At 64.0% G+C, this 23,071-nt stretch carries 21 protein-coding genes; 15 read left to right on the top strand and 6 right to left on the bottom strand.

What is annotated here, in order from left to right; genetic code table 11:
- Positions 1-5 precede the first annotated feature (5 nt).
- From PSEEN_RS20770 to lpxC, 4 genes are all read left to right on the top strand, one after another.
- Positions 6-875 carry a cell division protein FtsQ/DivIB gene (locus PSEEN_RS20770; protein ID WP_011535534.1) on the top strand — a complete coding sequence of 290 codons (870 nt, stop codon included), beginning with the start codon at positions 6-8 and terminating at the stop codon, positions 873-875.
- A gap of 14 nt (positions 876-889) precedes the next feature.
- Complete coding sequence (gene ftsA, locus PSEEN_RS20765; protein ID WP_011535533.1) at positions 890-2,152, top strand: cell division protein FtsA; 1,263 nt, start codon at positions 890-892, stop codon at positions 2,150-2,152.
- A gap of 55 nt (positions 2,153-2,207) precedes the next feature.
- The gene (ftsZ, locus tag PSEEN_RS20760; protein WP_011535532.1) at positions 2,208-3,404 is read left to right on the top strand and encodes a cell division protein FtsZ; all 1,197 of its coding nucleotides are present in this window, start codon (positions 2,208-2,210) and stop codon (positions 3,402-3,404) included.
- A 112-nt stretch (positions 3,405-3,516) separates the two neighbouring features.
- Positions 3,517-4,428, top strand: coding sequence for a UDP-3-O-acyl-N-acetylglucosamine deacetylase (gene lpxC / locus PSEEN_RS20755; RefSeq protein WP_011535531.1), 912 nt, complete (start codon positions 3,517-3,519; stop codon positions 4,426-4,428).
- A gap of 158 nt (positions 4,429-4,586) precedes the next feature.
- On the opposite strand, the gene PSEEN_RS20750 is transcribed toward lpxC, so the two are convergent.
- Positions 4,587-5,042 (bottom strand): DUF721 domain-containing protein, encoded by a 456-nt coding sequence (locus PSEEN_RS20750; protein WP_044488437.1) that lies wholly within the window; start codon positions 5,040-5,042, stop codon positions 4,587-4,589.
- 384 nt (positions 5,043-5,426) lie between these two features.
- Here PSEEN_RS20750 and secA point away from each other — a divergent pair, with 384 nt between their 5' ends.
- The 4 genes from secA to PSEEN_RS20730 all read left to right on the top strand — a co-directional run bounded on the left by secA (position 5,427) and on the right by PSEEN_RS20730 (position 11,244).
- Positions 5,427-8,165 carry a preprotein translocase subunit SecA gene (secA, locus tag PSEEN_RS20745; protein ID WP_011535529.1) on the top strand — a complete coding sequence of 913 codons (2,739 nt, stop codon included), beginning with the start codon at positions 5,427-5,429 and terminating at the stop codon, positions 8,163-8,165.
- Between the two features lie 167 nt (positions 8,166-8,332).
- Positions 8,333-9,550, top strand: coding sequence for a bifunctional glutamate N-acetyltransferase/amino-acid acetyltransferase ArgJ (gene argJ, locus PSEEN_RS20740; protein WP_011535528.1), 1,218 nt, complete (start codon positions 8,333-8,335; stop codon positions 9,548-9,550).
- Positions 9,551-9,670: 120 nt separating this feature from the next.
- On the top strand, positions 9,671-10,303 hold the full coding sequence (locus PSEEN_RS20735) for a glutathione S-transferase family protein (RefSeq protein ID WP_011535527.1): 633 nt from the start codon (positions 9,671-9,673) through the stop codon (positions 10,301-10,303).
- The gene (locus tag PSEEN_RS20730; protein ID WP_011535526.1) at positions 10,300-11,244 is read left to right on the top strand and encodes a Nudix family hydrolase; all 945 of its coding nucleotides are present in this window, start codon (positions 10,300-10,302) and stop codon (positions 11,242-11,244) included. Before PSEEN_RS20735 ends, PSEEN_RS20730 begins: the two co-directional genes overlap by 4 nt.
- A gap of 76 nt (positions 11,245-11,320) precedes the next feature.
- Here PSEEN_RS20730 and PSEEN_RS20725 read toward each other — a convergent pair whose 3' ends face one another.
- From PSEEN_RS20725 to PSEEN_RS20715, 3 genes are read right to left on the bottom strand one after another with little or no spacing between them, the layout of a single operon-like run.
- The gene (locus PSEEN_RS20725; RefSeq protein ID WP_011535525.1) at positions 11,321-11,887 is read right to left on the bottom strand and encodes a cob(I)yrinic acid a,c-diamide adenosyltransferase; all 567 of its coding nucleotides are present in this window, start codon (positions 11,885-11,887) and stop codon (positions 11,321-11,323) included.
- Between the two features lies 1 nt (position 11,888).
- On the bottom strand, positions 11,889-13,910 hold the full coding sequence (locus PSEEN_RS20720; RefSeq protein ID WP_011535524.1) for an ATP-binding protein: 2,022 nt from the start codon (positions 13,908-13,910) through the stop codon (positions 11,889-11,891).
- 37 nt (positions 13,911-13,947) lie between these two features.
- Positions 13,948-14,865: a putative 2-dehydropantoate 2-reductase gene (locus tag PSEEN_RS20715; protein WP_011535523.1), complete on the bottom strand. Its 918-nt coding sequence runs from the start codon at positions 14,863-14,865 to the stop codon at positions 13,948-13,950.
- A 99-nt stretch (positions 14,866-14,964) separates the two neighbouring features.
- Between PSEEN_RS20715 and PSEEN_RS20710 the strand changes: the two genes are divergently transcribed.
- The 3 genes from PSEEN_RS20710 to PSEEN_RS20700 all read left to right on the top strand — a co-directional run bounded on the left by PSEEN_RS20710 (position 14,965) and on the right by PSEEN_RS20700 (position 17,856).
- On the top strand, positions 14,965-15,450 hold the full coding sequence (locus PSEEN_RS20710) for a YajQ family cyclic di-GMP-binding protein (protein ID WP_011535522.1): 486 nt from the start codon (positions 14,965-14,967) through the stop codon (positions 15,448-15,450).
- Between the two features lie 114 nt (positions 15,451-15,564).
- Complete coding sequence (locus tag PSEEN_RS20705) at positions 15,565-16,404, top strand: mechanosensitive ion channel family protein (RefSeq protein ID WP_011535521.1); 840 nt, start codon at positions 15,565-15,567, stop codon at positions 16,402-16,404.
- A gap of 207 nt (positions 16,405-16,611) precedes the next feature.
- Positions 16,612-17,856, top strand: a complete 1,245-nt coding sequence (locus PSEEN_RS20700) for an MFS transporter (protein WP_011535520.1) — start codon at positions 16,612-16,614, stop codon at positions 17,854-17,856.
- Between the two features lie 141 nt (positions 17,857-17,997).
- Here the strand turns inward: PSEEN_RS20700 and PSEEN_RS20695 are convergent, their stop codons facing one another.
- A complete protein-coding gene (locus PSEEN_RS20695; protein WP_011535519.1) occupies positions 17,998-19,545 on the bottom strand; it encodes an AmpG family muropeptide MFS transporter in 1,548 nt (515 codons plus the stop codon).
- Between the two features lie 43 nt (positions 19,546-19,588).
- Positions 19,589-19,942 (bottom strand): MGMT family protein, encoded by a 354-nt coding sequence (locus PSEEN_RS20690; RefSeq protein ID WP_011535518.1) that lies wholly within the window; start codon positions 19,940-19,942, stop codon positions 19,589-19,591.
- Between the two features lie 152 nt (positions 19,943-20,094).
- Between PSEEN_RS20690 and PSEEN_RS20685 the strand changes: the two genes are divergently transcribed.
- From PSEEN_RS20685 to PSEEN_RS20670, 4 genes are all read left to right on the top strand, one after another.
- Complete coding sequence (locus tag PSEEN_RS20685) at positions 20,095-21,102, top strand: DUF481 domain-containing protein (RefSeq protein ID WP_011535517.1); 1,008 nt, start codon at positions 20,095-20,097, stop codon at positions 21,100-21,102.
- Positions 21,103-21,290: 188 nt separating this feature from the next.
- Positions 21,291-22,022, top strand: a complete 732-nt coding sequence (locus PSEEN_RS20680; protein WP_011535516.1) for a HugZ family pyridoxamine 5'-phosphate oxidase — start codon at positions 21,291-21,293, stop codon at positions 22,020-22,022.
- A gap of 66 nt (positions 22,023-22,088) precedes the next feature.
- The gene (locus PSEEN_RS20675; protein WP_011535515.1) at positions 22,089-22,550 is read left to right on the top strand and encodes an FxsA family protein; all 462 of its coding nucleotides are present in this window, start codon (positions 22,089-22,091) and stop codon (positions 22,548-22,550) included.
- A gap of 213 nt (positions 22,551-22,763) precedes the next feature.
- The gene (locus PSEEN_RS20670) at positions 22,764-23,057 is read left to right on the top strand and encodes a co-chaperone GroES (protein ID WP_003260750.1); all 294 of its coding nucleotides are present in this window, start codon (positions 22,764-22,766) and stop codon (positions 23,055-23,057) included.
- Positions 23,058-23,071 lie beyond the last annotated feature (14 nt).

Here is a 23,071-nt window from a genome sequence, read left to right as displayed (position 1 = left end):
CAGCCATGCAAGGCGCGATGGTACGTCAGCAGCAACCCGTTACCGGCCGTAGCAAGCCGGTGCCGCGTGGCGCCAGCCGACTGGTGGCCGACGAGCCCGTATCGGCGCGCCTGCCTCGCCCGAGTTTTGGTGGCTTCAAGCGCCTGCTGTGGCCGGTGCTGCTGGTGGCGGCGGGCTTTGGCGCCTATGAAGGCGCCATTCGCCTGATGCCTTACGCCGATCGTCCGATCACCAAGATCGCCGTGCAGGGCGACCTCAGCTACATCAGCCAGCAGGCGGTGCAGCAACGGATCGCGCCCTACGTGGCGGCAAGCTTCTTCACCGTCGACCTGGCGGCGATGCGCGTGGAACTGGAACAGATGCCATGGATCGCCCACGCCGAAGTGCGTCGGGTCTGGCCAGACGAGGTGGTGATCCGTCTGGAGGAACAGTTGCCGGTGGCGCGCTGGGGCGACGAGGCCTTGCTCAACAACCAGGGCCAGGCCTTCACCCCGCGCGAGCTGGCCAACTACGAGCACCTGCCGCAGCTGTTCGGGCCGCAGCGCGCTCAGCAACAAGTCATGCAGCAGTATCAGGTATTGAGCCAGATGCTGCGCCCCATGGGCTTTTCCATCGCTCGCCTGGAGCTGCGCGAGCGAGGCAGCTGGTTCCTGACCACGGGCGCGGGAAGCGCCGGGCCGGGTATCGAGTTGCTGCTGGGGCGCGACCATCTGGTGGAGAAGATGCGCCGTTTCATTGCCATTTACGACAAAACGCTTAAAGACCAGATCACCAATATCGCCCGCATCGATCTGCGTTACGCCAATGGACTTGCCGTTGGCTGGCGGGAACCGAATGCACCGACGACGGCCCAACCCGCCGTTGCGAAGAATTAGAGAGAGGCAGGACCATGGCAAACGCGCATAGCGGCAAAATGATCGTCGGGCTGGACATCGGCACCTCCAAGGTGGTGGCGCTGGTGGGTGAGGTCGGCGAGGACGGCACCCTGGAGATCGTGGGCATCGGCACCCACCCATCGCGCGGCCTGAAGAAGGGCGTGGTGGTGAACATCGAGTCGACCGTGCAGTCGATCCAGCGTGCCGTGGAAGAGGCCCAGCTGATGGCCGGCTGCCGTATCCACTCGGCGTTCGTCGGCGTTGCCGGCAACCACATCCGCAGCCTGAACTCCCACGGCATCGTCGCCATCCGCGACCGTGAAGTCAGCACCGCCGACCTCGAGCGCGTGCTCGACGCCGCCCAGGCCGTGGCCATTCCGGCCGACCAGCGGGTGCTGCACACCTTGCCGCAGGACTACGTGATCGACAACCAGGAAGGCGTGCGCGAGCCCCTGGGCATGTCGGGCGTACGCCTGGAAGCCAAGGTCCACGTGGTCACCTGCGCGGTCAACGCCGCGCAGAACATCGAAAAGTGCGTGCGCCGTTGCGGCCTGGAAATCGACGACATCATCCTCGAGCAGCTGGCCTCGGCCTACTCGGTGCTGACCGACGATGAGAAAGAGCTGGGCGTGTGCCTGGTGGACATCGGTGGCGGCACCACCGACATCGCCATCTTCACCGAAGGCGCGATCCGCCACACCGCAGTGATCCCGATCGCCGGCGACCAGGTCACCAACGACATCGCCATGGCCCTGCGCACCCCAACGCAGTACGCCGAGGAAATCAAGATCCGCTACGCCTGCGCCCTGGCCAAGCTGGCCGGCGCCGGCGAAACCATCAAGGTACCAAGCGTCGGCGACCGTCCGCCGCGCGAGCTGTCGCGCCAGGCCCTGGCTGAAGTGGTGGAGCCGCGTTACGACGAGCTGTTCACCCTGATCCAGGCCGAGCTGCGTCGCAGTGGCTTCGAGGACCTGGTACCGGCCGGCATCGTCCTCACCGGTGGCACCGCGAAGATGGAAGGCGCCGTGGAACTGGCCGAAGAGATCTTCCACATGCCGGTACGCCTGGGCGTGCCGCACAGCGTTCGGGGGCTGAGCGACGTGGTGCGCAACCCGATCTATTCCACCGGTGTGGGCCTGCTCACCTACGGCCTGCAGAAGCAGTCCGAGGACCCGTCCCTGACCGGTATCAGCAACAGCAGCAACAACAGCTATGGCGATGAACCGAAGGCCCCGGTGCTTGAACGACTCAAGCGTTGGGTCCAGGGCAACTTCTAAGTTTCAAAGCAGTAGTGGTAGGCGCAACAACTAGAGAACTGTAAGGAGAGGGAAAATGTTCGAGCTCGTAGACAACGTCCCGCAAAGTCCGGTCATCAAGGTGATCGGCGTCGGTGGTGGCGGCGGCAACGCGGTCAACCACATGGTCAAGAGCAACATCGAGGGCGTGGAGTTCATCTGCGCCAACACCGATGCCCAGGCGCTGAAGAACATCGGCGCACGCACCATCCTGCAACTGGGTACCGGCGTGACCAAGGGCCTGGGCGCGGGTGCCAATCCAGAAGTCGGCCGCCAGGCCGCGCTGGAAGACCGTGAGCGCATCGCCGAAGTGCTGCAGGGCACCAACATGGTGTTCATCACCACCGGCATGGGCGGCGGTACCGGTACCGGCGCGGCGCCGATCATCGCCGAAGTGGCGAAGGAAATGGGCATCCTCACCGTTGCGGTGGTGACCCGTCCGTTCCCGTTCGAAGGCCGCAAGCGCATGCAGATCGCCGATGAAGGCATCCGCATGCTGGCCGAGAGCGTCGACTCGCTGATCACCATCCCCAACGAGAAGCTGCTGACCATCCTGGGCAAGGATGCAAGCCTGCTGTCCGCCTTCGCCAAGGCTGACGATGTACTGGCCGGTGCCGTGCGCGGCATCTCCGACATCATCAAGCGCCCGGGCATGATCAACGTCGACTTTGCCGACGTGCGCACCGTGATGGGCGAGATGGGCATGGCGATGATGGGTACCGGCTGCGCCAGCGGCCCGAACCGTGCCCGCGAGGCCACCGAGGCGGCGATCCGCAACCCGCTGCTCGAAGACGTCAACCTGCAGGGCGCCCGCGGCATCCTGGTGAACATCACCGCAGGTCCGGACCTGTCGCTGGGTGAGTACTCCGACGTGGGTAGCATCATCGAGGCCTTCGCCTCCGACCACGCGATGGTCAAGGTCGGCACCGTGATCGACCCGGACATGCGCGACGAGCTGCACGTGACCGTCGTGGCCACTGGCCTGGGCGCGCGCATCGAGAAGCCGGTCAAGGTGGTGGACAACACCCTGCAGACCGCTCAGCAGGTATACGAGGCCTCCAACCCGGCCCCGGTTCGCCAGGAGCAGTCGGCGGTGAACTACCGTGACCTGGAGCGTCCGACCGTGATGCGCAACCAGGCGCATGCGGGTGCCGCAGCGGCAGCTAAACTCAACCCTCAGGATGATCTGGACTACCTGGATATCCCGGCGTTCCTGCGTCGTCAGGCCGATTGATGGAATTTATCAGGGGTATTAGGGTGATTGGTGTTCAGCAAAGGCCGGGTCTGTTATCATCCCCAGCCTTTGTTGATACCTGTTCGCAATTTGCGCTGAAGCGGCCAATGCCATGATTAGACAACGCACCCTGAAGAATACCATCCGTGCCACGGGCGTCGGCCTGCACTCCGGGGAGAAGGTCTACCTGACCCTCAAGCCTGCGCCTGTCGACACCGGCATCGTCTTCCGTCGCGCCGACCTTTCTCCCGTCGTGGAGATCCCGGCGCGCGCGGCCAACGTCGGTGAGACCACCATGTCCACCACGCTGGTCAACGGTGACGTCAAGGTCGATACGGTCGAGCACCTGCTCTCCGCCATGGCGGGCCTGGGCATCGATAACGCCTACGTCGAGCTCTCCGCCTCGGAAGTGCCGATCATGGATGGCAGCGCCGGACCCTTCGTATTCCTGATCCAATCGGCCGGCCTGGAAGAACAGGACGCACCGAAGAAGTTCATCCGCATCCTGCGCGAAGTGACAGTGGAAGACGGCGACAAACGCGCCACTTTCCTGCCATTCGACGGGTTCAAGGTGAGCTTCGAGATCGACTTCGATCACCCGGTCCTCAAGGGCCAGACCCAGAGCGCGTCTGTAGACTTCTCCAGCACCTCGTTCGTGAAAGAAGTCAGCCGCGCGCGGACCTTCGGGTTCATGCGAGACATCGAGTACCTGCGCAAGCACAATCTTGCGCTCGGCGGCAGCGTCGAGAACGCCATTGTTGTCGATGAGACTGGCGTGCTCAACGAAGACGGCCTTCGCTCCGAAGACGAATTCGTCAAGCACAAGATCCTCGATGCCATTGGTGACCTCTACCTGCTGGGCAACAGCCTGATCGGCGAGTTCAAGGGCTACAAGTCCGGCCACTCGTTGAACAATCAGTTGCTGCGCAAGTTGATCGCAGAAACAGATGCCTGGGAAGTGGTGTTTTTCGAAGATGCCAGCACGGCACCGATCTCGTACATGCGCCCTGTTGCGGCCGTGTAAGTTCGAACACTCTCTCTAGTGATTGAGGCCACCTTCGGGTGGCCTTTTTTATTGGCCTTGGGCGCAGGCCTGTAGGAGCGGCTTCAGCCGCGAACACCGGCGCAGCCGGTGCCATGCACCGTGTCGCTTGCTTCGCGGCTGAAGCCGCTCCTACAGGGTCAACCTTTGGCCTGTGCGTGCGCGGCCAGCCGTTCCAGCGCCGCCCGCAACTTCGGATCACTGATCCCGTCGGCCGATCCGCGGATGCTCTCGGCGGCATGTTCCGACAGCTCCGGCCCCTGACCTTCACGCTTGGCAGGCACCAAGGGTGGTTGCACCTTGAACAGGATGCGCGACAGGTTGGCGAAGGCTTCCATGGCCTGGAGTTGCCGTTGCAGGCGCTTCTGCTGGTAGCGCAGACGGGTCGCCCAGTGGCCGTCGGTCACCACCAGCAACAAAGTACCCTCTTTCCAGGACGCCACATGGCAGTGCTCGCGGGCAGCCGGCTGCAACTGGCTTTCCAGCAGACGCTGCAGGTGCTCCAGGCGTTCGGCCTGGTTGAGCAGCAGGCGCAGCGGGCGGGCCTGGCGCAGCAGGGCGGCGGGCGGGCGGGCAGGGGAGGGTTTGTAGGCCATGGGCGTGCGCAGGTGATTACAAGACCGACAGTCTAACAGATGCCCTTGCGCTGGCCTCTTCACCGCAAGGCCGTGCCCTCTCAAGATCGGCGCCGTGCCTGTAGGAGCCGGCTTTGCCGGCGAAAGGGCCCGCACAGACACCGGCAGAGCTTGGATATTGATGCAAGTCATTCTCGATACGTTTCATCTTCCCGCACCTTGAACTTGCGCGAAAAGCCCCTATGTTAGTCAGGCCCCCTAAAAGCGCTGTGCCAGCATCGTGGAAATCCACCACTTTCCTCACCATCGTTTCCGGGTAGAATGCTCGTTCGCATGCGGCCTCAGGGCTGCACGGGCGACTCATGGGGCCGCCCTCCATCCCTACGTGTGGAAGATCCTGCCGATATGTTTGCGCCTTTGTTAAAAAAACTTTTTGGAAGCAAGAACGAGCGTGAAATCAAACGCATGCTCAAGACGGTAAGCGCCGTCAATGCTCTCGAAGAGAAGATGGTGGCCCTCTCCGACGAGCAGCTGCGGGGCAAGACCGCAGAGTTCAAGGAGCGCCTGGCCAAAGGCGAAACCCTCGACCAGCTGTTGCCTGAAGCCTTCGCCGTGGCCCGTGAGGCCGGCAAGCGCGTGATGGGCATGCGCCACTTCGATGTCCAGCTGATCGGCGGCATGACCTTGCACGAAGGCATGATCGCAGAAATGCGCACTGGTGAAGGCAAGACCTTGGTCGGTACCCTGGCCGTTTATCTGAACGCGTTGTCCGGCAAGGGCGTGCACGTGGTCACGGTGAACGACTACCTGGCCCGCCGTGACGCCAACTGGATGCGTCCGCTCTACGAATTCCTCGGCCTGACCGTGGGCATCGTCTCGGCCTTCCAGCCGCCCGAAGAGAAGCGCGCAGCCTACGCCGCCGACATCACCTACGGCACCAACAACGAGTTCGGTTTCGACTACCTGCGCGACAACATGGCGTTCAGCCAGGACGAGAAGTTCCAGCGCGAGCTCAACTTCTCGGTGATCGACGAAGTCGACTCCATCCTCATCGACGAAGCGCGCACCCCGCTGATCATCTCTGGCCAGGCCGAGGACAGCTCCAAGCTGTACATCGAGATCAACCGCCTGATCCCGCGCCTCACCCAGCACATCGAAGAAGTCGAAGGCCAGGTCACTCAAGAAGGCCACTACACCATCGACGAGAAGAGCCGCCAGGTCGAACTGAACGAGGCCGGCCACCAGTTCATCGAGGACATGCTGACGCAGTCGGGCCTGCTGGCCGAAGGCGAGAGCCTGTACTCGGCGCACAACCTGGGCCTGCTGACCCACGTCTACGCCGGCCTGCGCGCGCACAAGCTGTTCCATCGCAACGTCGAATACATCGTCCAGGACGGCCAGATCCTCCTGATCGACGAGCACACCGGCCGTACCATGCCGGGCCGCCGCCTGTCCGAAGGCCTGCACCAGGCCATCGAAGCGAAGGAAAACCTGAACATCCAGGCCGAAAGCCAGACCCTGGCTTCGACCACCTTCCAGAACTACTTCCGTCTCTACACCAAGCTGTCGGGCATGACCGGTACCGCCGACACCGAGGCGTTCGAGTTCGCCCAGATCTACAACCTCAACGTGATGGTCATCCCACCGAACAAGCCGTTGGCCCGCAAGGACTTCAACGACCTGGTGTACCTGACAGCCGACGAGAAGTACGCGGCGATCATTACTGACATCAAAGAAAGCATGGCGCTGGGCCGCCCGGTACTGGTCGGTACCGCGACCATCGAAACGTCCGAGCACATGTCCAACCTGCTCAAGAAGGAAGGCATCGACCACAAGGTCCTGAACGCCAAGTACCACGAGAAGGAAGCCGAGATCATCGCCCAGGCTGGTGCCCCGGGCGCGCTGACCATCGCCACCAACATGGCCGGCCGTGGTACCGACATCCTGCTGGGCGGTAACTGGGAAGCTGAAGTCGCCGCCCTGGACAATCCGACCCCCGAGCAGATCGCCCAGATCAAGGCCGATTGGCAAAAACGTCACCAGCAGGTGCTGGAGGCCGGTGGCCTGCACGTGATCGCTTCCGAGCGCCACGAGTCGCGCCGTATCGACAACCAGCTGCGTGGCCGTGCCGGTCGTCAGGGCGATGCTGGCTCCAGCCGCTTCTACCTGTCGCTGGAAGACAGCCTGATGCGTATCTTCGCCTCCGACCGGGTGAAGAACTTCATGAAGGCGCTGGGTATGCAGTCCGGCGAGGCCATCGAGCACCGCATGGTGACCAACGCCATCGAAAAGGCGCAGCGCAAGGTCGAAGGCCGCAACTTCGACATTCGTAAACAGCTGCTCGAATACGATGACGTGGCCAACGAACAGCGCAAGGTGATCTACCACATGCGCAACAGCCTGCTGGCGGCCCAGAACATCGGCGACACCATCGCCGAGTTCCGCCAGGAAGTGCTCGATGCCACCATCAGCCAGCACATCCCGCCGCAGTCGCTGCCCGAGCAGTGGGACGTGGCAGGCCTGGAAGCCTCGCTGGCCAGCGACTTCGCCATGAAGTTGCCGATCCAGCAATGGCTCGACGAGGACGATCACCTCTACGAGGAGACCCTGCGCGAGCGGCTGATCAAGGAAATCACCGACGCCTACAACGAGAAAGAAGACCAGGCTGGCGAAGACGCGCTGCGTACCTTCGAGAAGCAGATCCTGCTGCGCGTACTGGACGACCTGTGGAAAGACCACCTGTCGACCATGGACCACCTGCGCCACGGTATCCACCTGCGCGGCTATGCGCAGAAGAACCCGAAGCAGGAGTACAAGCGCGAGTCGTTCACCCTGTTCCAGGAACTGCTGGAGTCGATCAAGCGCGACACTATCCGCGTGCTGTCGCACGTCCAGGTGCGCCGCGAAGACCCCGCGGAAGAGGAAGCCCGCCTGCGCCGCGAGGCCGAGGAACTGGCCAGTCGCATGCAGTTCCAGCACGCTGCCGCGCCAGGCATGGAGAGCGACCTGCAGGCCAGCGAGGAGGGCGCCGAAGTCGCCGTCGCCGCGGCGCCTGTGCGCAATGACCAGAAGCTGGGCCGCAACGAGCCGTGCTGGTGCGGTTCGGGCAAGAAGTTCAAGCATTGCCACGGTCAGATCGAATGATCTGACTGCACTGTTGGCATGAAAACCTTGGGCTGCGTTGCAGCCCATCGCGGCACAAGGCCGCTCCTACAGGTGCCGCGCCAGGTTCTGTAGGAGCGGCCTTGTGCCGCGAAAGGGCCGCAACGCGGCCCTCTTAAATTCCCCGCGAAATTTCTAGGAGCGCTCTAATGGCTGTTGGTCTTGGTCCCCTGCCCACCCTGCACCCGGTTCCCGGTTTCGAACTCGGTATCGCCTCGGCGGGCATCAAGCGCCCCGGGCGCAAGGACGTGGTGGTGATGCGCTGTGCCGAAGGCTCCAGCGTGGCTGGCGTGTTCACCCTGAACGCCTTCTGCGCCGCCCCGGTGATCCTTTCCAAGCAGCGCGTGCAGGGCACCGTGCGCTACCTGCTGACCAACACCGGCAATGCCAACGCCGGCACCGGCGCACCAGGCCTCGCTGCGGCGGAGCGCACTTGCGCCAAACTGGCCGAGCTGGCCGGCGTGCCCGCTGAGTCGGTGCTGCCGTTCTCCACCGGCGTGATCGGCGAGCCGCTGCCGGTCGAGAAGATCGAAGGCGCGCTGCAGGCCGCCCTGGACAACCTGTCCGAGAACCACTGGGCCGAAGCCGCCACCGGCATCATGACCACCGACACCCTGCCCAAGGGTGCCAGCCGTCAGTTCCAGTTCGACGGCAAGACCATCACTGTCACCGGCATCAGCAAGGGCGCGGGAATGATCCGCCCCAACATGGCCACCATGCTGGGCTACATCGCCACCGACGCCAAGGTCGCACCGGCTGTGCTCAAAGACCTGATGCTGGACGGCGCGAACAAGTCGTTCAACCGCATCACCATCGATGGCGACACCTCGACCAACGACTGCTGCATGCTGATCGCCACCGGCAAGGCCGATGTGCCTGAGGTCACCGAGGCCAGCGGCGCGTTGTTCGAGGCGCTGAAGCAGGCGGTGTTCGAGGTGTGCATGGAGGTGGCCCAGGCCATCGTCCGTGATGGTGAGGGCGCGACCAAGTTCGTCACCGTGCAGGTCAACGGCGGCGGCAATCACCAGGAATGCCTGGACGTCGGCTACGCCGTGGCGCACTCGCCGCTGATCAAGACCGCGCTGTTCGCCTCCGACCCCAACTGGGGCCGCATTCTGGCCGCCGTGGGCCGTGCGGGCGTACCAGCGTTGGATGTCAGCCTGATCGACGTGTACCTGGACAACGTCTGCATCGCCAGCCAAGGCGGCCGCAGCCCGAGCTACACCGAGGAGCAGGGTTCGGCGGTAATGGCCCAGGAAGAGATCACCATCCGCATCGAGCTGGGCCGTGGCCAGTGCAGCGAAACCATCTGGACCACCGACCTGTCCCACGAGTACGTGAAGATCAACGCTGAGTACCGTACCTGATTCACCGGCCTGTTCGCCGGCAAGCCGGCTCCTACAGATTGGCGCGACGCCCGTAGGAGCCGGCTTGCCGGCGAAGGCTGCGCAGCAGCCCCTCGTATCCGAACCTGATGGAGCAGCTTCATGAGCTACCACCTGATCATCGGCGACAAGTTGTATTCCTCCTGGTCGCTACGCGGCGCCCTAGCCCTCGAGCTGGCCGGCGCCCCCTACGAAGAAACCCTGGTCAAGCTCAATCAGCCAGACACCCGCCAGCGCCTGCTCGCGTTCTCGGCCACTGGCAAGGTGCCCTTGCTCAAGACCGAGCATGGCGTGATCGCCGACTCCCTGGCCATCGCCGAATTTCTCAATGAGCAACACCCCGAGGCCAGGCTCTGGCCCGAGGATGTTGCCGCCCGTGCCCAGGCCCGCTCGGCCTGCGCGCAGATGCACAGCGGCTTCTTCGCCTTGCGCGGCGCAATGCCCTTCGATCTGTCCCGCGACCAGGCGCTGGATGAGGTGCCATTGGACGTGCAGGTCGATATCGACCGCATCGTCGCCTTGTGGAACGAATGCCGCCTGGTGACCAAGGACAGCGGCCCGTTCCTGTTCGGCCGGCCGACCCTGGCCGATGCCTTCTTCGCCCCGGTGGCCGTGCGCCTGCGCACCTACCGTGTCGACGTACCGGCCGCAGCGGCCGCCTACATCGAAACCATCTACCAGTGGCCTGCGTTTCAGGCCTGGCAGAAAGCTGGCCTGGCGGAGCGTGAAGGGTGAAGCGGATTCATGTGGTTGCCGCAGTCATTCGCGGTACTGACGGCCGTATCCTGATCGCCCGTCGCGCCGACACGCAGCATCAGGGCGGCTTGTGGGAGTTCCCGGGCGGCAAGGTTGAGGACGGCGAAGGCGTCGAGGTGGCGCTGGCCCGTGAACTGCGCGAGGAACTGGGTATCGAGGTTGCGCGTTCGCGGCCGTTGATCAAGGTCAGCCACGACTACCCGGACAAGCAGGTGCTGCTGGACGTGCGTGAAGTCGATGCGTTCACCGGTGAGCCCCATGGCGCTGAGGGCCAGCCGCTGGCTTGGGTGGCACCGCGTGACCTGGGCCAGTACGAGTTCCCCGAGGCCAACAAGCCGATCGTCGCTGCGGCGCGCCTGCCTGATCAATACCTGATCACGCCGGATGGCCTGGAGGTGCCGGAGCTGCTCAAGGGAATCCAGAGGGCAGTGGCCAGTGGGATCAGGCTGATCCAGCTGCGCGCGCCCGACATGTACGACCCCAAGTACCGCGATGTCGCGGTGGACGCGGTCGGGTTGTGCGCGGGCAAGGCGCAACTGATGCTCAAGGGGCCGTTGGAATGGTTGGGCGATTTCCCGTCGGCGGGCTGGCACCTGACCGCCGCGCAGCTGCGCAAGTATGCCGCGAAGGGCCGACCGTTCCCGAAAGAACGCTGGCTGGCGGCGTCCTGCCACAACGCCGAGGAACTGGCGCTGGCCGAGCAGATGGGGGTGGACTTCGTCACCCTGTCGCCAGTGCAGGCGACCCAGACCCATCCGGATGCCACGCCGCTGGGATGGGATGAGGCGCAGCGACTGATCACAGGAATCAGTCATCCGGTGTTCCTGCTGGGCGGTGTCGGACCGGGTGAGCGAGAGCGGGCCTGGGAAGCTGGCGCTCAGGGCGTTGCGGGGATCCGGGCTTTCTGGCCTGATGTTTAAACGACCTGTTCGCCGGCAAGCCGGCTCCTACGGGCGTGTGCAATCCCTGTAGGAGCCGGCTTGCCGGCGAAGCGGTTCAGGCCTGCGGCTTTCCAGCAGGCTGCCACAGCACTTCGGCCACCCCCTGACGTCGTCCGATGATCCGCGCCGCCACGAACAGCAGGTCCGACAGCCGGTTGATGTACGCCAACCCAACGCCCTCCAACGGTTCCACGGCATTCAGCTGCTGGCAGCGTCGCTCCGCCGCCCGCGCCTGGCTGCGGCACACATGGGCCTGGGCCACCAGCGCCGAACCACTGGGCAGGATGAAGTTCTTCAGCGGCCCCAGTTCTTCGTTCCATCTATCGATGGCCGCTTCCAGTCGTTCGACTTCCGCGACATTCAGCGCCTGATAGCTGGGCATCGCCAGTTCGCCACCGAGGTCGAACAAGCGGTGCTGACAGGGCGCCAGTACCTCGAACACTTCAGTCAGCCCGGCGTCGGCCAGCCCGGCCAGCAGCACCCCTAGCTGACTGTTGAGACTGTCCACCTCGCCGATCGCTTCGATGCGCGGATGGTCCTTGGGTACCCGGCGGCCATCGCCCAGCCCTGTTTCACCCTTGTCACCGGTGCGGGTGTAGATCTTCGACAGGCGATAGCCCATGTCATGCCTCCGTCTTGCTGGCGGCCGGCTGGCCGAGGGGCAGGCGCAGGGTGAAGCAGGTGCCCTGGCCGGGCGTGGACTGCACTTCCATCTGCCCCTTGTGGTTGTTGGTGATGATGAAGTACGAGACCGACAGCCCCAGGCCCGTGCCCTGGCCGATCTCCTTGGTGGTGAAGAACGGTTCGAAAGTACGCTTGCGCACTGCCTCGGGCATGCCGATGCCGTTGTCCTCGACCTGGATCTCCGCCCACGGCGGGTTGAGCCGGGTGCGCAGGATGATCCGCCCGGGCTCGCTGGGCTGCGGGCGCTGGTGGATGGCCTGGGCGGCGTTCTTCAACAGGTTGAGCAGCACCTGTTCGAGCTCGTTGGCGGTGCAGGGCACTGGCCCGAGCGTCGGGTCGAACTGACGGACGATGGCTTGGCCCTTGAAGTCGAAACCGATGGTCAGGTCGAAGTCGTTGCCGGCGATCTCCACCGCCTGGTCGATCAGTGCCGGCAGTTCGCAGGGCACCAGCTGGCGGTTGCTGCGGCGGCTGAAACTGAGCATGTGGGTGACGATCTTCGCCGCCCGCGCACCGGCCTGCTGGATGCCGTCGAGCAATTTGGGCACTTCGCGGCTGTCCAGGTAGCGGTTGACGCTTGGCAGGTCGATACCCAGCTCGGCGGCCTGTTCCTGGTTGCGCGCAAGCTCCGGTGACAGGCGCCTGCGGATGTTCTGCACGTTGTGCAGGATCGCCCCCAGCGGGTTGTTGATCTCGTGGGCCATGCCGGCGGCCAGCCCGCCGACCGAGAGCATCTTCTCCGACTGCACCATCATTTCCTCCAGGGACAGCCGCTGGGTGATGTCGTCGATGCGGATCACCACGCCTCGCCCGCCGCCGCCGGTCAGCGGGTAGAAGGTCAGGGCGTAGTGGCGCAGGTCGTCGTCCTTGGGCCAGGTGATCCGCTCGATCTTCGCCACCCGGTGTTTCTCAACGCTTTCCTTGAGCTGTGGCAGGAACGGCTTTAGGGGTTCGAAGGCGAGGAAGATCGGCTGGTTCAGCGCTTCGTCCAGGGGCGTGCCGGAAAGCACCGTGGCCTCATGGTTCCACTGGGTGACATAGAGCTGCTCGTCGAGGGCGATCAGTGCCGAGGGCATGGAATCGATGATGCTGTTGAGGTAGTTCTGGAAACCCGTGAGCTTCTTCTCGATCTTGCTGCGCACCTGGACTTCGAGCTCCAGCTTGCGGTTGGTGTGGCGAGTTTCCTCGGCCAAACCCTGGGCCTGGTCGTAGGCCGACTGGAACTCGTCACGGGTGCGCTTGAGCTGCTGCTCGCGGGCCTCGATGCGCGAGAGCATGGTGTTGAATGCCTCGGCCAGGCTGCCGATTTCGTCGTCGTTGCCGCGTTTGGCGCGCAGGGCATAACTTTCTTCGCGGGTGACCTGGCGCGTCAGCTCCTCGAGGCGGTTGATCGGCAGGGTGATCAGGCGCTTGATCTGACGGGCGATGACCAGCCACAGCAGCACGCTGAATACCAGGATGGCCAAGCTGGCCGACAGGGTGCCGGTGTAGAACGCCGTGGGCAGTTCGCTGCTGGCCACCAGCAGCAGGTGCGCCGGCGGGCCGCCGTCGCGGGGCAGGCGGATCAACTGGGTGCTGCGAAACTCTGTGAGCCGCCAGCCGTCGATGTTGCGAAAGCGCTTGGGCAGGGTGAGCGTGTCGCCGTGCTGGAGCTGGGCGAGCTGGCGCCCGTCGCTGGCGTAGATGGCTGCTGCGCGCAGCTGCGAGTAGCTGTCGAGTTCCTTGAGCAGCGCGTTGGCGGTCTCTGGCGAGTCCCCGGCCTGCGAAGACAGCTGCGGGTTGGACACCAGCTTGCCGATGGTCTGCAAGGCCTGGGGCGCCATGCTGTCCTGGGTGATCCAGTAGGCGGCGCTGATGAATGCCAGGTTGGCCACCAGCAGGATGGTGACCAGCAGCACCAGCAGGGCCGCCAGCAGTTTCTGCCCGACCGGGAGGTTGTCCAGGCGTTGGCGCAGGGTCATGGGCAAGGCGGTTTCCATCTCCGTTGGGTGGGTGGCATCAGGTGCTGGGCAGGCCGCGAGCCTTCAGGCTATCGACCAGGCGCTGGTGCAGGCGTTCCAACCGGGGCACGGCCGCGCCGTGACGTTCGGCGGCGCGGCAGGCATGGCCGAGCAGGTAGTGGACTTCGGTGCGCCGGCCATGGCGGACGTCCTGGTACATGGAAGAGTAGTTGGCCGCGGTGGCGAGGATGACCCGCTGCACTTCCTCGTGCAGGTCGCTGGCGGCGTTGGGTTGCCCGCAACGACGCAACAGCTCGGCCAGTTCGTCGCATAACCCGGTGACTTCGACCAGGTGCTCCAGCAGGCCGCCGTTGTGGCAGTCGTGCAACACAGTGAGCGGGTTGATCGCGCAGTTGAGCGCCAGTTTGCGCCATAGGCGGGGAAGGATGTCGACGGTCCATTCGGCAGGAATGCCTGCCTCGCGCATGTCATCGAACCAGGCCGGCGTGGCGGGGTTGCCGGGGTCGCCCAGCCAGTTGAAACCATGGCCGGCGAAACGCACCTGCCAGTCGGCTTCACGGAACGCCCCTTCGGTGCTCGAGGCAAAGATGCAGCGGGCGTGGGGTACCTGCTCGGCCACTTCGTCCTGGCTGCCCAGGCCGTTCTGCAGCAGCACAATGTCGGCGCCATCGGCCAGGCGTGGGGCGAGATGGGCCACGGCGGGCGCGGCATCGTAAGCCTTGCACGCGACCAGCAGGCGATGGATTGGGCCAGGATTGTCGCCGGTTTCGGCGGGAATCGCGTAATGGCTGGCGTGGTCCTGCTCGACCAGGGTCAGCCCGCCTGCGGCTTGATAGGCCGCCAGGCGCCGCGGATCGCGCAGGATCAGGCGGACCGCCTTGCCGGCGCGGGCCAGGCGGCAGGCCCAGAGGCTGCCGAGGCTACCGGCGCCGAGAATGTGCCAGGTGCTGCTCATCTGCGTTTCGCAACCCGTTATAATGAGTCCGCATTTTAACCATCAAACCCGACGCGCTCCATCTTCAGACGAGCGCGCTTTCTTTTCTGGAGAACACCCATGCCTTCGTTCGACGTGGTATCGGAACTGGACAAGCACGAAGTGCAGAACGCTGTCGACAACGCCATCAAGGACCTCGATCGCCGCTACGACCTCAAGGGCAAAGGCACCTTCGAGTTCAAGGACAAGGAACAGACCGTGCTGCTGACCGCCGAGGAAGAGTTCCAGCTCGAAGCGATGCTGGAAATCCTGCGCCTGGCGCTGGTCAAGCGCAAGATCGACGTCAAGTGCCTGGAAACCAAGGACCCCTACGCCTCGGGCAAGGAAAAGAAGCAGGAAGCCAAGTTCCGCGAAGGCATCGACAAAGACCTGGCCAAGAAGATCGTCGCCACCATCAAGGACGGCAAGCTCAAGGTCCAGGCCGCCATCCAGGGCGAGCAGGTGCGCGTGACCGGCAAGAAGCGTGACGACCTGCAGGAAGCCATCGCCCTGCTGCGTACCAAGGAATTCGACATGCCGCTGCAGTTCAACAACTTCCGCGACTGATCGTGCGCCGGCCCGGAACCTTGATGGCGTAGTGATGTCCATCGGGGCCCGGGCCGCGTTCGTTCACGCGGCCTGCTTCACTGTGTACGTGCCGCTCGGCATCAGGAGAAAAACATGGATTTGAACGCTGAAGTCGATCAGCTGGTCCGTCAATCGCAGACCTGGATTCCCTTGATCATGGAATATGGCAGCCGCCTTCTGCTGGCGCTGCTGACACTGGCCATCGGCTGGTGGATCATCAACAAGCTCAGCGCCCGCCTGGGCAAGCTGGTCGGCCTGCGTGCCGATGCTGCGTTGCAGGGCTTCATCAGCACCCTGGCCAATATCGTGCTGAAGGTGCTGCTGATGGTCAGCGTGGCGTCGATGATCGGCATCGAGACCACCTCGTTCGTCGCCGCCATCGGTGCTGCGGGCCTGGCCATCGGCCTGGCCCTGCAGGGCAGCCTGGCGAACTTCGCGGGTGGGGTGCTGATCCTGATGTTCCGTCCGTTCCGCATTGGCGACTGGATCGAAGCCCAGGGTGTCGCCGGCACCGTGGACAGCATCCAGATCTTCCATACTGTGGTGCGTACCGGTGACAACAAGACCGTGATCATGCCCAACGGCAGCCTGTCCAACGGCATCATCACCAACACCAACCGCCAGCCGACCCGCAAGGTCGTGTTCGACGTGGGTGTGGACTATGACGCCGACTTGCAGAAGGCGCGCAACGTGCTGCTGGAGCTGGCCCAGGACCCGCGTGTCCTGCAGGACCCGGCGCCGCAGGCGGTGGTTTCGACCCTGGGTGACAGCTCGATCACCGTGTCGCTGCGCATCTGGGTCAAGACCCCGGATTACTGGGACGTGCTGTTCATGCTCAACGAGCATGCCCGTGACCGGCTCAAGGCCGAGGGCATCGATATTCCGTTCCCGCAGCGGGTGATTCGCGTGGTGCAGGAAGCGGCCGTACAGTAACCAAGCTTCATCATTGGGGCCGCTGCGGGCCCCTTCGCCGGCAAGCCGGCTCCTACAAGGGTTGCACCAATCCCGTAGGAGCCGGCTTGCCGGCGAAGGGACGCGCAGCGGCCCCATTGTTTTCCATCCCATTACATTTGTTCACAGCCAACCTCCGGTCGTATCTGGCATATACCCTGACTCCACTGTTCACACCCGATAGCCATCATGAAACCTCTGCTGTACATCACCCCCCTGCGCGCCTTGCTGTTTGGCCTGACCCTGGCGCTGTTCGAGTTGCTGACCTACTTGGCCAGCGACGCGGTCATGCCCGCCATGCCGGTGGTGGTCGACGACCTCAAGGCCAGCCCCCAATACATCCCTCACGCCGTGAACCTGTACTTGTTGGGCGGCGTGGTCCTGCAATGGCTGATCGGCCCTCTGTCCGACCGCTTCGGTCGACGCCCCTTGCTGTTGTCAGGATGCGTGCTCTTTGGTGTGGCCTGCCTGGCGACCTATTGGGTGCATGATATCGGTCTGTTCAACTTGCTGCGCCTGCTGCAGGGTATCGGCCTGGGCTTCGTGGTCACGGTCAGCTACCCGGCGTTGAACGAGGCCTTCAGCGAAGCCGACGCGGTGCGCATGATGGCTTTGCTGGCCAACATCGCCCTGCTGTCACCGCTGCTGGGGCCGCTGGTCGGTACCTTGCTGCTGGAGTGGCTGGACTGGCGCTGGCTGTTCGTCGCGTTTGCCGCTGGCGCGGTGCTGTGCTGGGTGCTGCTGTACCGATTGATGCCTGAAACCCTGGGGGTGGAGCGCCGCGACGGCTCGCGCCTGCCGTTCACGCCGATCCACCTGCTGCCCTTGCTGGCCGGTTACGGCCAACTGCTGAGCAACCGCCGTTTCGTCGCCGGCAGCGCGGCGCTGGGGCTGGTGGGCTTGCCGCTGATCGGCTGGATCGGCCTGTCACCGGTGTTGCTGATCACCGACGAGGGCCTGAGCAGGATGGAGTACGCCTTGTGGCAGTTGCCGGTCTTCGGCGGACTGATCCTGGGCAACCTGATCATCAACCGCATTGCCAATCGCTATCCGCTGCCTGCGCTGGTACGTGGGGCGCTCCTGCCTTACCTGGCGGGCCTTGGCCTGATGCTCCTGGCGACCTGGTTCTGGCCGACGGTGCCCAGCGTGGTGGCCGGGATGTCGCTGTATGCCCTTGGCCTGGGCGTTGCCAACGCGGTGCTTTACCGCATGACGCTGTTCTCCAGCGAGCAGAGCAAGGGCCTGGTGTCGGCGATGCTGGGGATGATCACCATCGCCTTGCTGGGGCTGGGCGGCGCGGTACTGGCGATGTTGGGGGCGGGGGGCAGCCTGATGCACTTTGCCGTGGCGGCCGCCATCGCAGGGGCACTGGCCTTGTGGCCGTTGTGGTTCGTGGTCGGTGGGCGCTCTGGGGAAGGGGCGGTCGCTCAGTAAACCCGAGGACCACACTGAGTCCTGTAGGAGCGGCCTTGTGCCGCGAATGGGCCGCATAGCGGCCCCAGTAATCTGAGCTCCACATGACCATTGCCGGGGGCGCGTTGCGCCCCTTTCGCGGCACAAGGCCGCTCCTACAGGTCAGCTTTGTTCAGCCGCGGGGCTCTGGACCGGTGCCTGCTTTCCCCGGCCGATCTCCTGGCGCCAGTGCAAGGCGATCAGCACCAGCGTCGGTACGCCCAGCAGGGCGGTAATCAGGAAGAAATCGTGATAGCCGAACTTCTCCACCATCACCCCTGAATAGCCGCCGATCAGGCGCGGCAACAGCAGCATGATCGAGCTGAGCAGGGCATATTGCGTAGCCGAGAACTTCAGGTTGGTCAGGCTCGACAGGTAGGCGACGAATGCCGAGGTGGCCAGCCCGGAACTGAAGTTGTCCAGCGAGATGGTCACCACCAGCATTTCCAGGTTCGGGCCCATGTCGGCGAGCATCAGGAACAGGATGTTGGTCGCCGCCGAGGCTGCGCCGCCGATGAACAGGATCGGCAGGATGCCGAAGCGCACGATCAGCAGGCCACCGGCACCGGCGCCGACGAGGGTCATGATCAGGCCGAAGATCTTGCTGACGCTGGCGATCTGGTCCTTGGTGAAGCCCATGTCGATGTAGAACACGTTGGCCATTACGCCCATCACCGTATCCGACATGCGATACGTGGCGATCAGCCCAAGCAGCAGCAAGGCCTGCCAGCGGTAGCGGGTGATGAAGTCGTTGACCGGCGTGAGTACCGGCGCCAGGCCGCGACGGCCCATCGACGACAGGCACAGCCAGGTCAGCAGCGCATAGAGGATCAGGCGCAGGAAGGCGCGGTCTTCGAGCAGCAGGTCGAGCATGGACGAATCGCCGAACACCACGCTGGCCCAGTCGGTGTTGTACATCTGGGTGAAACTGGCGGGCACCGATACCAGCAGGATGATCAGCACGAACACCGACACCAGCTGGTGCATCAGCCCGTAGCGCGCGGCCGACAGCTGGGTACGCAGGGGCACCGGCGGCTCACGCATCACCAGGGTGGTGAACAGCGCGGGCAGCATCAGCACGCCGAACAGCACGTAGGTGCCGGTCCAGGCCTGGTGCAGGTAGCTGAAACCCGTGGAGCCGAACCATTCGGCGAAGAACAGCGCACCGGCGGTGGCCAGCAGCGCGGCAACCCGGTAGCCCGCCATGTAGCTGGCGGCGAGGGCCGCCTGGCGCTGGTCGTCGGCGATCTCCAGGCGATAGGCGTCGACGGCGATGTCCTGGGTGGCCGAGGCGAAGGCCACCAGCACGGCGAGGGCGATCAGCCATGACAGGTGCTTTTGCGGGTCGCAGAAGCCCATGCCGATCAAGCCCACCACCACCAGCCCCTGCGACAGCAGCAGCCAGGAGCGACGACGGCCCATGCCGCCGAGCAGCGGCAGGCGCCACTGGTCGAGCAGGGGCGACCATACCCACTTGAACGCGTAGGCCAGGCCGATCAGGCTGGCGTAGCCGATGGTCTCGCGGGCCACGCCCGCCTCGCGCAACCACACTGACAGGGTCGAGAACACCAGCATGTAGGGCAGGCCGGCGGCGAATCCGAGCAGCAAAAGCACCAAGGTTGACGGGCTGGCATAGGCAGCGAGCGCAGCGCGCCAGGTTTTACGGGGCATGGGCCAACATCTGCCTCAAGTTAGCGAAAACAAAGCGCGCACTCTAACCGCTGTGCTCCATCGGGCGCCAGCCATGGCGCGCCATATCCACACGATTATTGGTCAGGTTGACGCCTTCTGCGCGCAATCGGGCGCGTTGTTCGTCGCCCGATGGCGTGCCCAGGGCCAGGCTCAACCGCCCGCCAGCGCCGAGCACTCGATGCCAGGGCAGGCGAGTGTCGGCGGGTAGCTGCCCGAGGGTGCGGCCCACCCAGCGCGCCGCGCGGCCAAGCCCCGCCAATTCGGCGAGTTGGCCATAGCTGACCACCTTGCCCGGTGGGACTTGCCCCAGCACCGAATACAGGGCCGTTCGTCGGGCCTCGGCATTGTCGTGGCTGAGGGGTGTGTCGCTGGACATCAGACGACTCCTGAGCTGTGGATGAAAACGGATGAACGGCGGTGGGTAATGAGAATTGAACTCGTCGGCATGGCCTCGGTCTGTCCTTGCTCAAGTCGTGTCGATCCGGATAATGCCCGGCTTTTTCGCCAAATCGAACCTGTAGTCCGCTTATGTATTCTAGAACCCTGCTGTGCCTCATCGTCGCCTCCCTCAGCGCCCCGACGCTCGCCGACACCGTATGGATGAAGAACGGAGACCGGCTCAGCGGCAAGATCAAGGTCTTCGACGGCGGCAAGCTGTTGCTGGAAACCCCCTATGGCGGCTCGATCGCCCTGGACTGGAAACAGGTCAAGACGCTGGAAAGCGATCAGGAACTGTTGGTCAAGCAGGACGCCTACAGCGGCGAGAAAGCCAAGTCGCTCAAGGCCGCGGAGCCTGGCAAGGTGACCCTGGCCAACGGTGAGGCGCCCAAGACCGTCGAGCTGGCCAGTATCGAGCAGATCATGAAGCCCCGGCCGCTGGTCGAGGACTTCTTGTGGAAAGGCAATGTCGACGTGGCGATGGACTACAAGCGCGCCGAAACCAACAGCGACGACTACGACGTCAGCTTCAAGACCACCGCCCGCCATGGCCGCTGGCGGCACAATGCCGAGGGCGAGTACAACCGCGAGACCAAGGACGAGGTCACCACGACCAACAACTGGAGCGCCGAGTACGCCCTGGACCGCTTCATCACCGACAAGTGGTTCTGGCAGGGCCGCCTGGAGTACAAGCGTGACCAGATCGAGGACCTGGCCCGCCAGCGCACCGTCGGTACCGGCCCGGGCTACCAGTTCTGGGACGATGAACTGGGGGCGTTCTCCCTGGGTTCGCTGATCAACCGTACCGATTTCGAATACCGCGACGGTGGCAAGGACAACTTCTATTCCGCCGCCGTGAAGTGGGATTACAACCGCTACCTGATCGGCAAGCGGGTGGAGTTCTTCACCAATGGCGAGTTCGGCAAGCCGCTGGGTACCGTTGCCGACTACTCGCTGGATGCCGAGATGGGCCTGCGCTACAAGGTCACCGAATGGGCCTCGCTCAACCTCAAGGCGGAGAAGGACCTGATCAAGGGCACGCGGGACAGTGATCTGGACAAGACGCGCTATACCGCAGGATTCGGCGTAACCTGGTAGTCCTCTTCCATTGATCTGGCACGACGCCTGTAGGAGCGGCTTTAGCCGCGATCACCCGCAAAGCGGGTGCCAGGCACCGCGTTGCCCGCATCGCGGCTGAAGCCGCTCCTACATAAAGCCCCAGTGGCAGGGGAGGGTGATAATGCTTATCTTGTCACCCATCGAATCGCTGCCAGGAGCCCACGCCAGTGAGTACCAACGCCCTCCGCCCCGCCCGGGAACTGCTGCTCAAGGAATACCGCGGCGTGCTCTCGACCCATTCCAAGTCCATGCCCGGCTACCCTTTCGGTTCGGTGGTCCCGTACTGCCTGGACGCCGAGGGCCATCCGCTGATCCTCATCAGCCGTATCGCCCAGCACACCCACAACCTGCAGAAAGACCCCAAGTGCTCGCTGCTGGTGGGTGAGCGTGACGCCGAGGATGTCCAGGCTGTCGGCCGTCTGACCGTAATGGCCGAGGCGCACAAGCTGACGGACGAAGCGGCCATCGAAGCAGCGGCGGCGCGCTACTACCGGTACTTCCCGGAGTCGGCGAACTATCACAAGGCCCACGATTTCGATTTCTGGGTGCTGCAACCCGTGCGTCACCGCTACATCGGCGGTTTCGGTGCGATCCACTGGCTCGACCAGGTCACCCTGGCCAACCCCTTCGCCGGCAAGTCCGAAGCGAGCATGATCGAACACATGAACAGCGATCACGCCAATGCCATTGCCCACTACGTCGAGCTGACCGACCTGCCTCGCACGGCGTCGGCGCAGATGGTCGGCATCGACAGCGAAGGCATGCACTTGCGCATTGGCCAGGGGGTTTACTGGCTGGCCTTCCCAAGCACCTGCAACAATCCGACACAAGTGCGCGAAGCCTTGGTTCTGCTGGCCCGCGCCGACCAATGGCCGGTTGCGGTGGCAGTTGAGGGTTGAAAACGTCAGCGCACGCATCCATCTGAAGCTCTTACAGGAAGATTCTCTTCCGTAGAGGAATGCTTGATGCGTGCTTTTCTATTGCTGTTTCTGATTTTTCCGGTGCTGGAGCTGTTCGTCTTCGTCAAGGTCAGCGCCGCCATCGGTTTCTTCCCGGCGCTGCTGCTGATCATCGCCGGTTCCGCCCTGGGTGTGCTGGTGATGCGCGTGGCCGGCCTGGCCACCGCCCTGCGTGCCCGTGAAAGCCTGCAGCGCGGTGAACTGCCCGCCGAGGACATGTTCCAGGGCCTGATGCTGGCCGTCGGTGGTGGCCTGCTGCTGCTGCCGGGCTTCATCAGCGACGTGCTGGGTGTGCTGTGCCTGTTGCCGTTCACCCGCCGCCTGGTGGCCGGCAAGCTGCGCCGCCGTGCCGAAGAGCAGACCCTGCGCCAGCGCGCGTTCCAGGATGACCCGTTCCAGGCCCAGCCACGCGATGGTGGCCATCGCCCGAATGTCATCGAGGGCGAGTACGAGCGTCGCGACAAGTAACCCGTGACCGCACCTGCAAAAATTTTTCCATTCAAAGCCTTGTAATTGATTTCACTGGCCTCATGTAGTGGTCACCGCAAGGTTTCCGGTGAGTTCACCGGGCATGACACACGGGGTTCGCTGAAGGCGGGCCCTGACCGGCAACGCCGGACCGAATCAACCCGCCGGTGCTGACACCGGCCGATGAAAACCACAATTTGGGAGAGATCGACAATGAAGCTTCGTCCTCTGCATGACCGCGTCGTCATCCGTCGCAGCGAAGAAGAATCGAAAACCGCTGGCGGTATCGTCCTGCCGGGTTCGGCCGCTGAAAAACCAAACCGCGGCGAAGTCGTCGCCGTTGGCACCGGTCGCATCCTGGACAACGGCGAAGTACGCGCGCTGGCCGTGAAAGTGGGTGACAAAGTGGTTTTCGGCCCTTACTCGGGCAGCAACACCGTGAAAGTCGATGGCGAAGACCTGCTGGTCATGGCCGAGAACGAAATCCTGGCCGTCATCGAAGGCTGATTTCCCCCCGACTT

It is taken from the genome of Pseudomonas entomophila L48, from assembly GCF_000026105.1.
GTDB classification, from domain to species: Bacteria; Pseudomonadota; Gammaproteobacteria; order Pseudomonadales; family Pseudomonadaceae; genus Aquipseudomonas; species Aquipseudomonas entomophila.
Note: the sequence above shows the minus strand (reverse complement) of the source record. Positions and strands in the feature narration are given on the sequence as shown.

What these genes read in the sequence shown, in the direction of transcription:
- PSEEN_RS20770 (WP_011535534.1), top strand. Translation starts at nt 6, where the DNA reads ATGCAAGGCGCGATGGTACGTCAGCAGCAACCCGTTACCGGCCGTAGC.
- ftsA (WP_011535533.1), top strand. Translation starts at nt 890, where the DNA reads ATGGCAAACGCGCATAGCGGCAAAATGATCGTCGGGCTGGACATCGGC.
- ftsZ (WP_011535532.1), top strand. Translation starts at nt 2,208, where the DNA reads ATGTTCGAGCTCGTAGACAACGTCCCGCAAAGTCCGGTCATCAAGGTG.
- lpxC (WP_011535531.1), top strand. Translation starts at nt 3,517, where the DNA reads ATGATTAGACAACGCACCCTGAAGAATACCATCCGTGCCACGGGCGTC.
- PSEEN_RS20750 (WP_044488437.1), bottom strand. Translation starts at nt 5,042, where the DNA reads ATGGCCTACAAACCCTCCCCTGCCCGCCCGCCCGCCGCCCTGCTGCGC.
- secA (WP_011535529.1), top strand. Translation starts at nt 5,427, where the DNA reads ATGTTTGCGCCTTTGTTAAAAAAACTTTTTGGAAGCAAGAACGAGCGT.
- argJ (WP_011535528.1), top strand. Translation starts at nt 8,333, where the DNA reads ATGGCTGTTGGTCTTGGTCCCCTGCCCACCCTGCACCCGGTTCCCGGT.
- PSEEN_RS20735 (WP_011535527.1), top strand. Translation starts at nt 9,671, where the DNA reads ATGAGCTACCACCTGATCATCGGCGACAAGTTGTATTCCTCCTGGTCG.
- PSEEN_RS20725 (WP_011535525.1), bottom strand. Translation starts at nt 11,887, where the DNA reads ATGGGCTATCGCCTGTCGAAGATCTACACCCGCACCGGTGACAAGGGT.
- PSEEN_RS20720 (WP_011535524.1), bottom strand. Translation starts at nt 13,910, where the DNA reads ATGACCCTGCGCCAACGCCTGGACAACCTCCCGGTCGGGCAGAAACTG.
- PSEEN_RS20715 (WP_011535523.1), bottom strand. Translation starts at nt 14,865, where the DNA reads ATGAGCAGCACCTGGCACATTCTCGGCGCCGGTAGCCTCGGCAGCCTC.
- PSEEN_RS20710 (WP_011535522.1), top strand. Translation starts at nt 14,965, where the DNA reads ATGCCTTCGTTCGACGTGGTATCGGAACTGGACAAGCACGAAGTGCAG.
- PSEEN_RS20705 (WP_011535521.1), top strand. Translation starts at nt 15,565, where the DNA reads ATGGATTTGAACGCTGAAGTCGATCAGCTGGTCCGTCAATCGCAGACC.
- PSEEN_RS20700 (WP_011535520.1), top strand. Translation starts at nt 16,612, where the DNA reads ATGAAACCTCTGCTGTACATCACCCCCCTGCGCGCCTTGCTGTTTGGC.
- PSEEN_RS20695 (WP_011535519.1), bottom strand. Translation starts at nt 19,545, where the DNA reads ATGCCCCGTAAAACCTGGCGCGCTGCGCTCGCTGCCTATGCCAGCCCG.
- PSEEN_RS20690 (WP_011535518.1), bottom strand. Translation starts at nt 19,942, where the DNA reads ATGTCCAGCGACACACCCCTCAGCCACGACAATGCCGAGGCCCGACGA.
- PSEEN_RS20685 (WP_011535517.1), top strand. Translation starts at nt 20,095, where the DNA reads ATGTATTCTAGAACCCTGCTGTGCCTCATCGTCGCCTCCCTCAGCGCC.
- PSEEN_RS20675 (WP_011535515.1), top strand. Translation starts at nt 22,089, where the DNA reads ATGCGTGCTTTTCTATTGCTGTTTCTGATTTTTCCGGTGCTGGAGCTG.
- PSEEN_RS20670 (WP_003260750.1), top strand. Translation starts at nt 22,764, where the DNA reads ATGAAGCTTCGTCCTCTGCATGACCGCGTCGTCATCCGTCGCAGCGAA.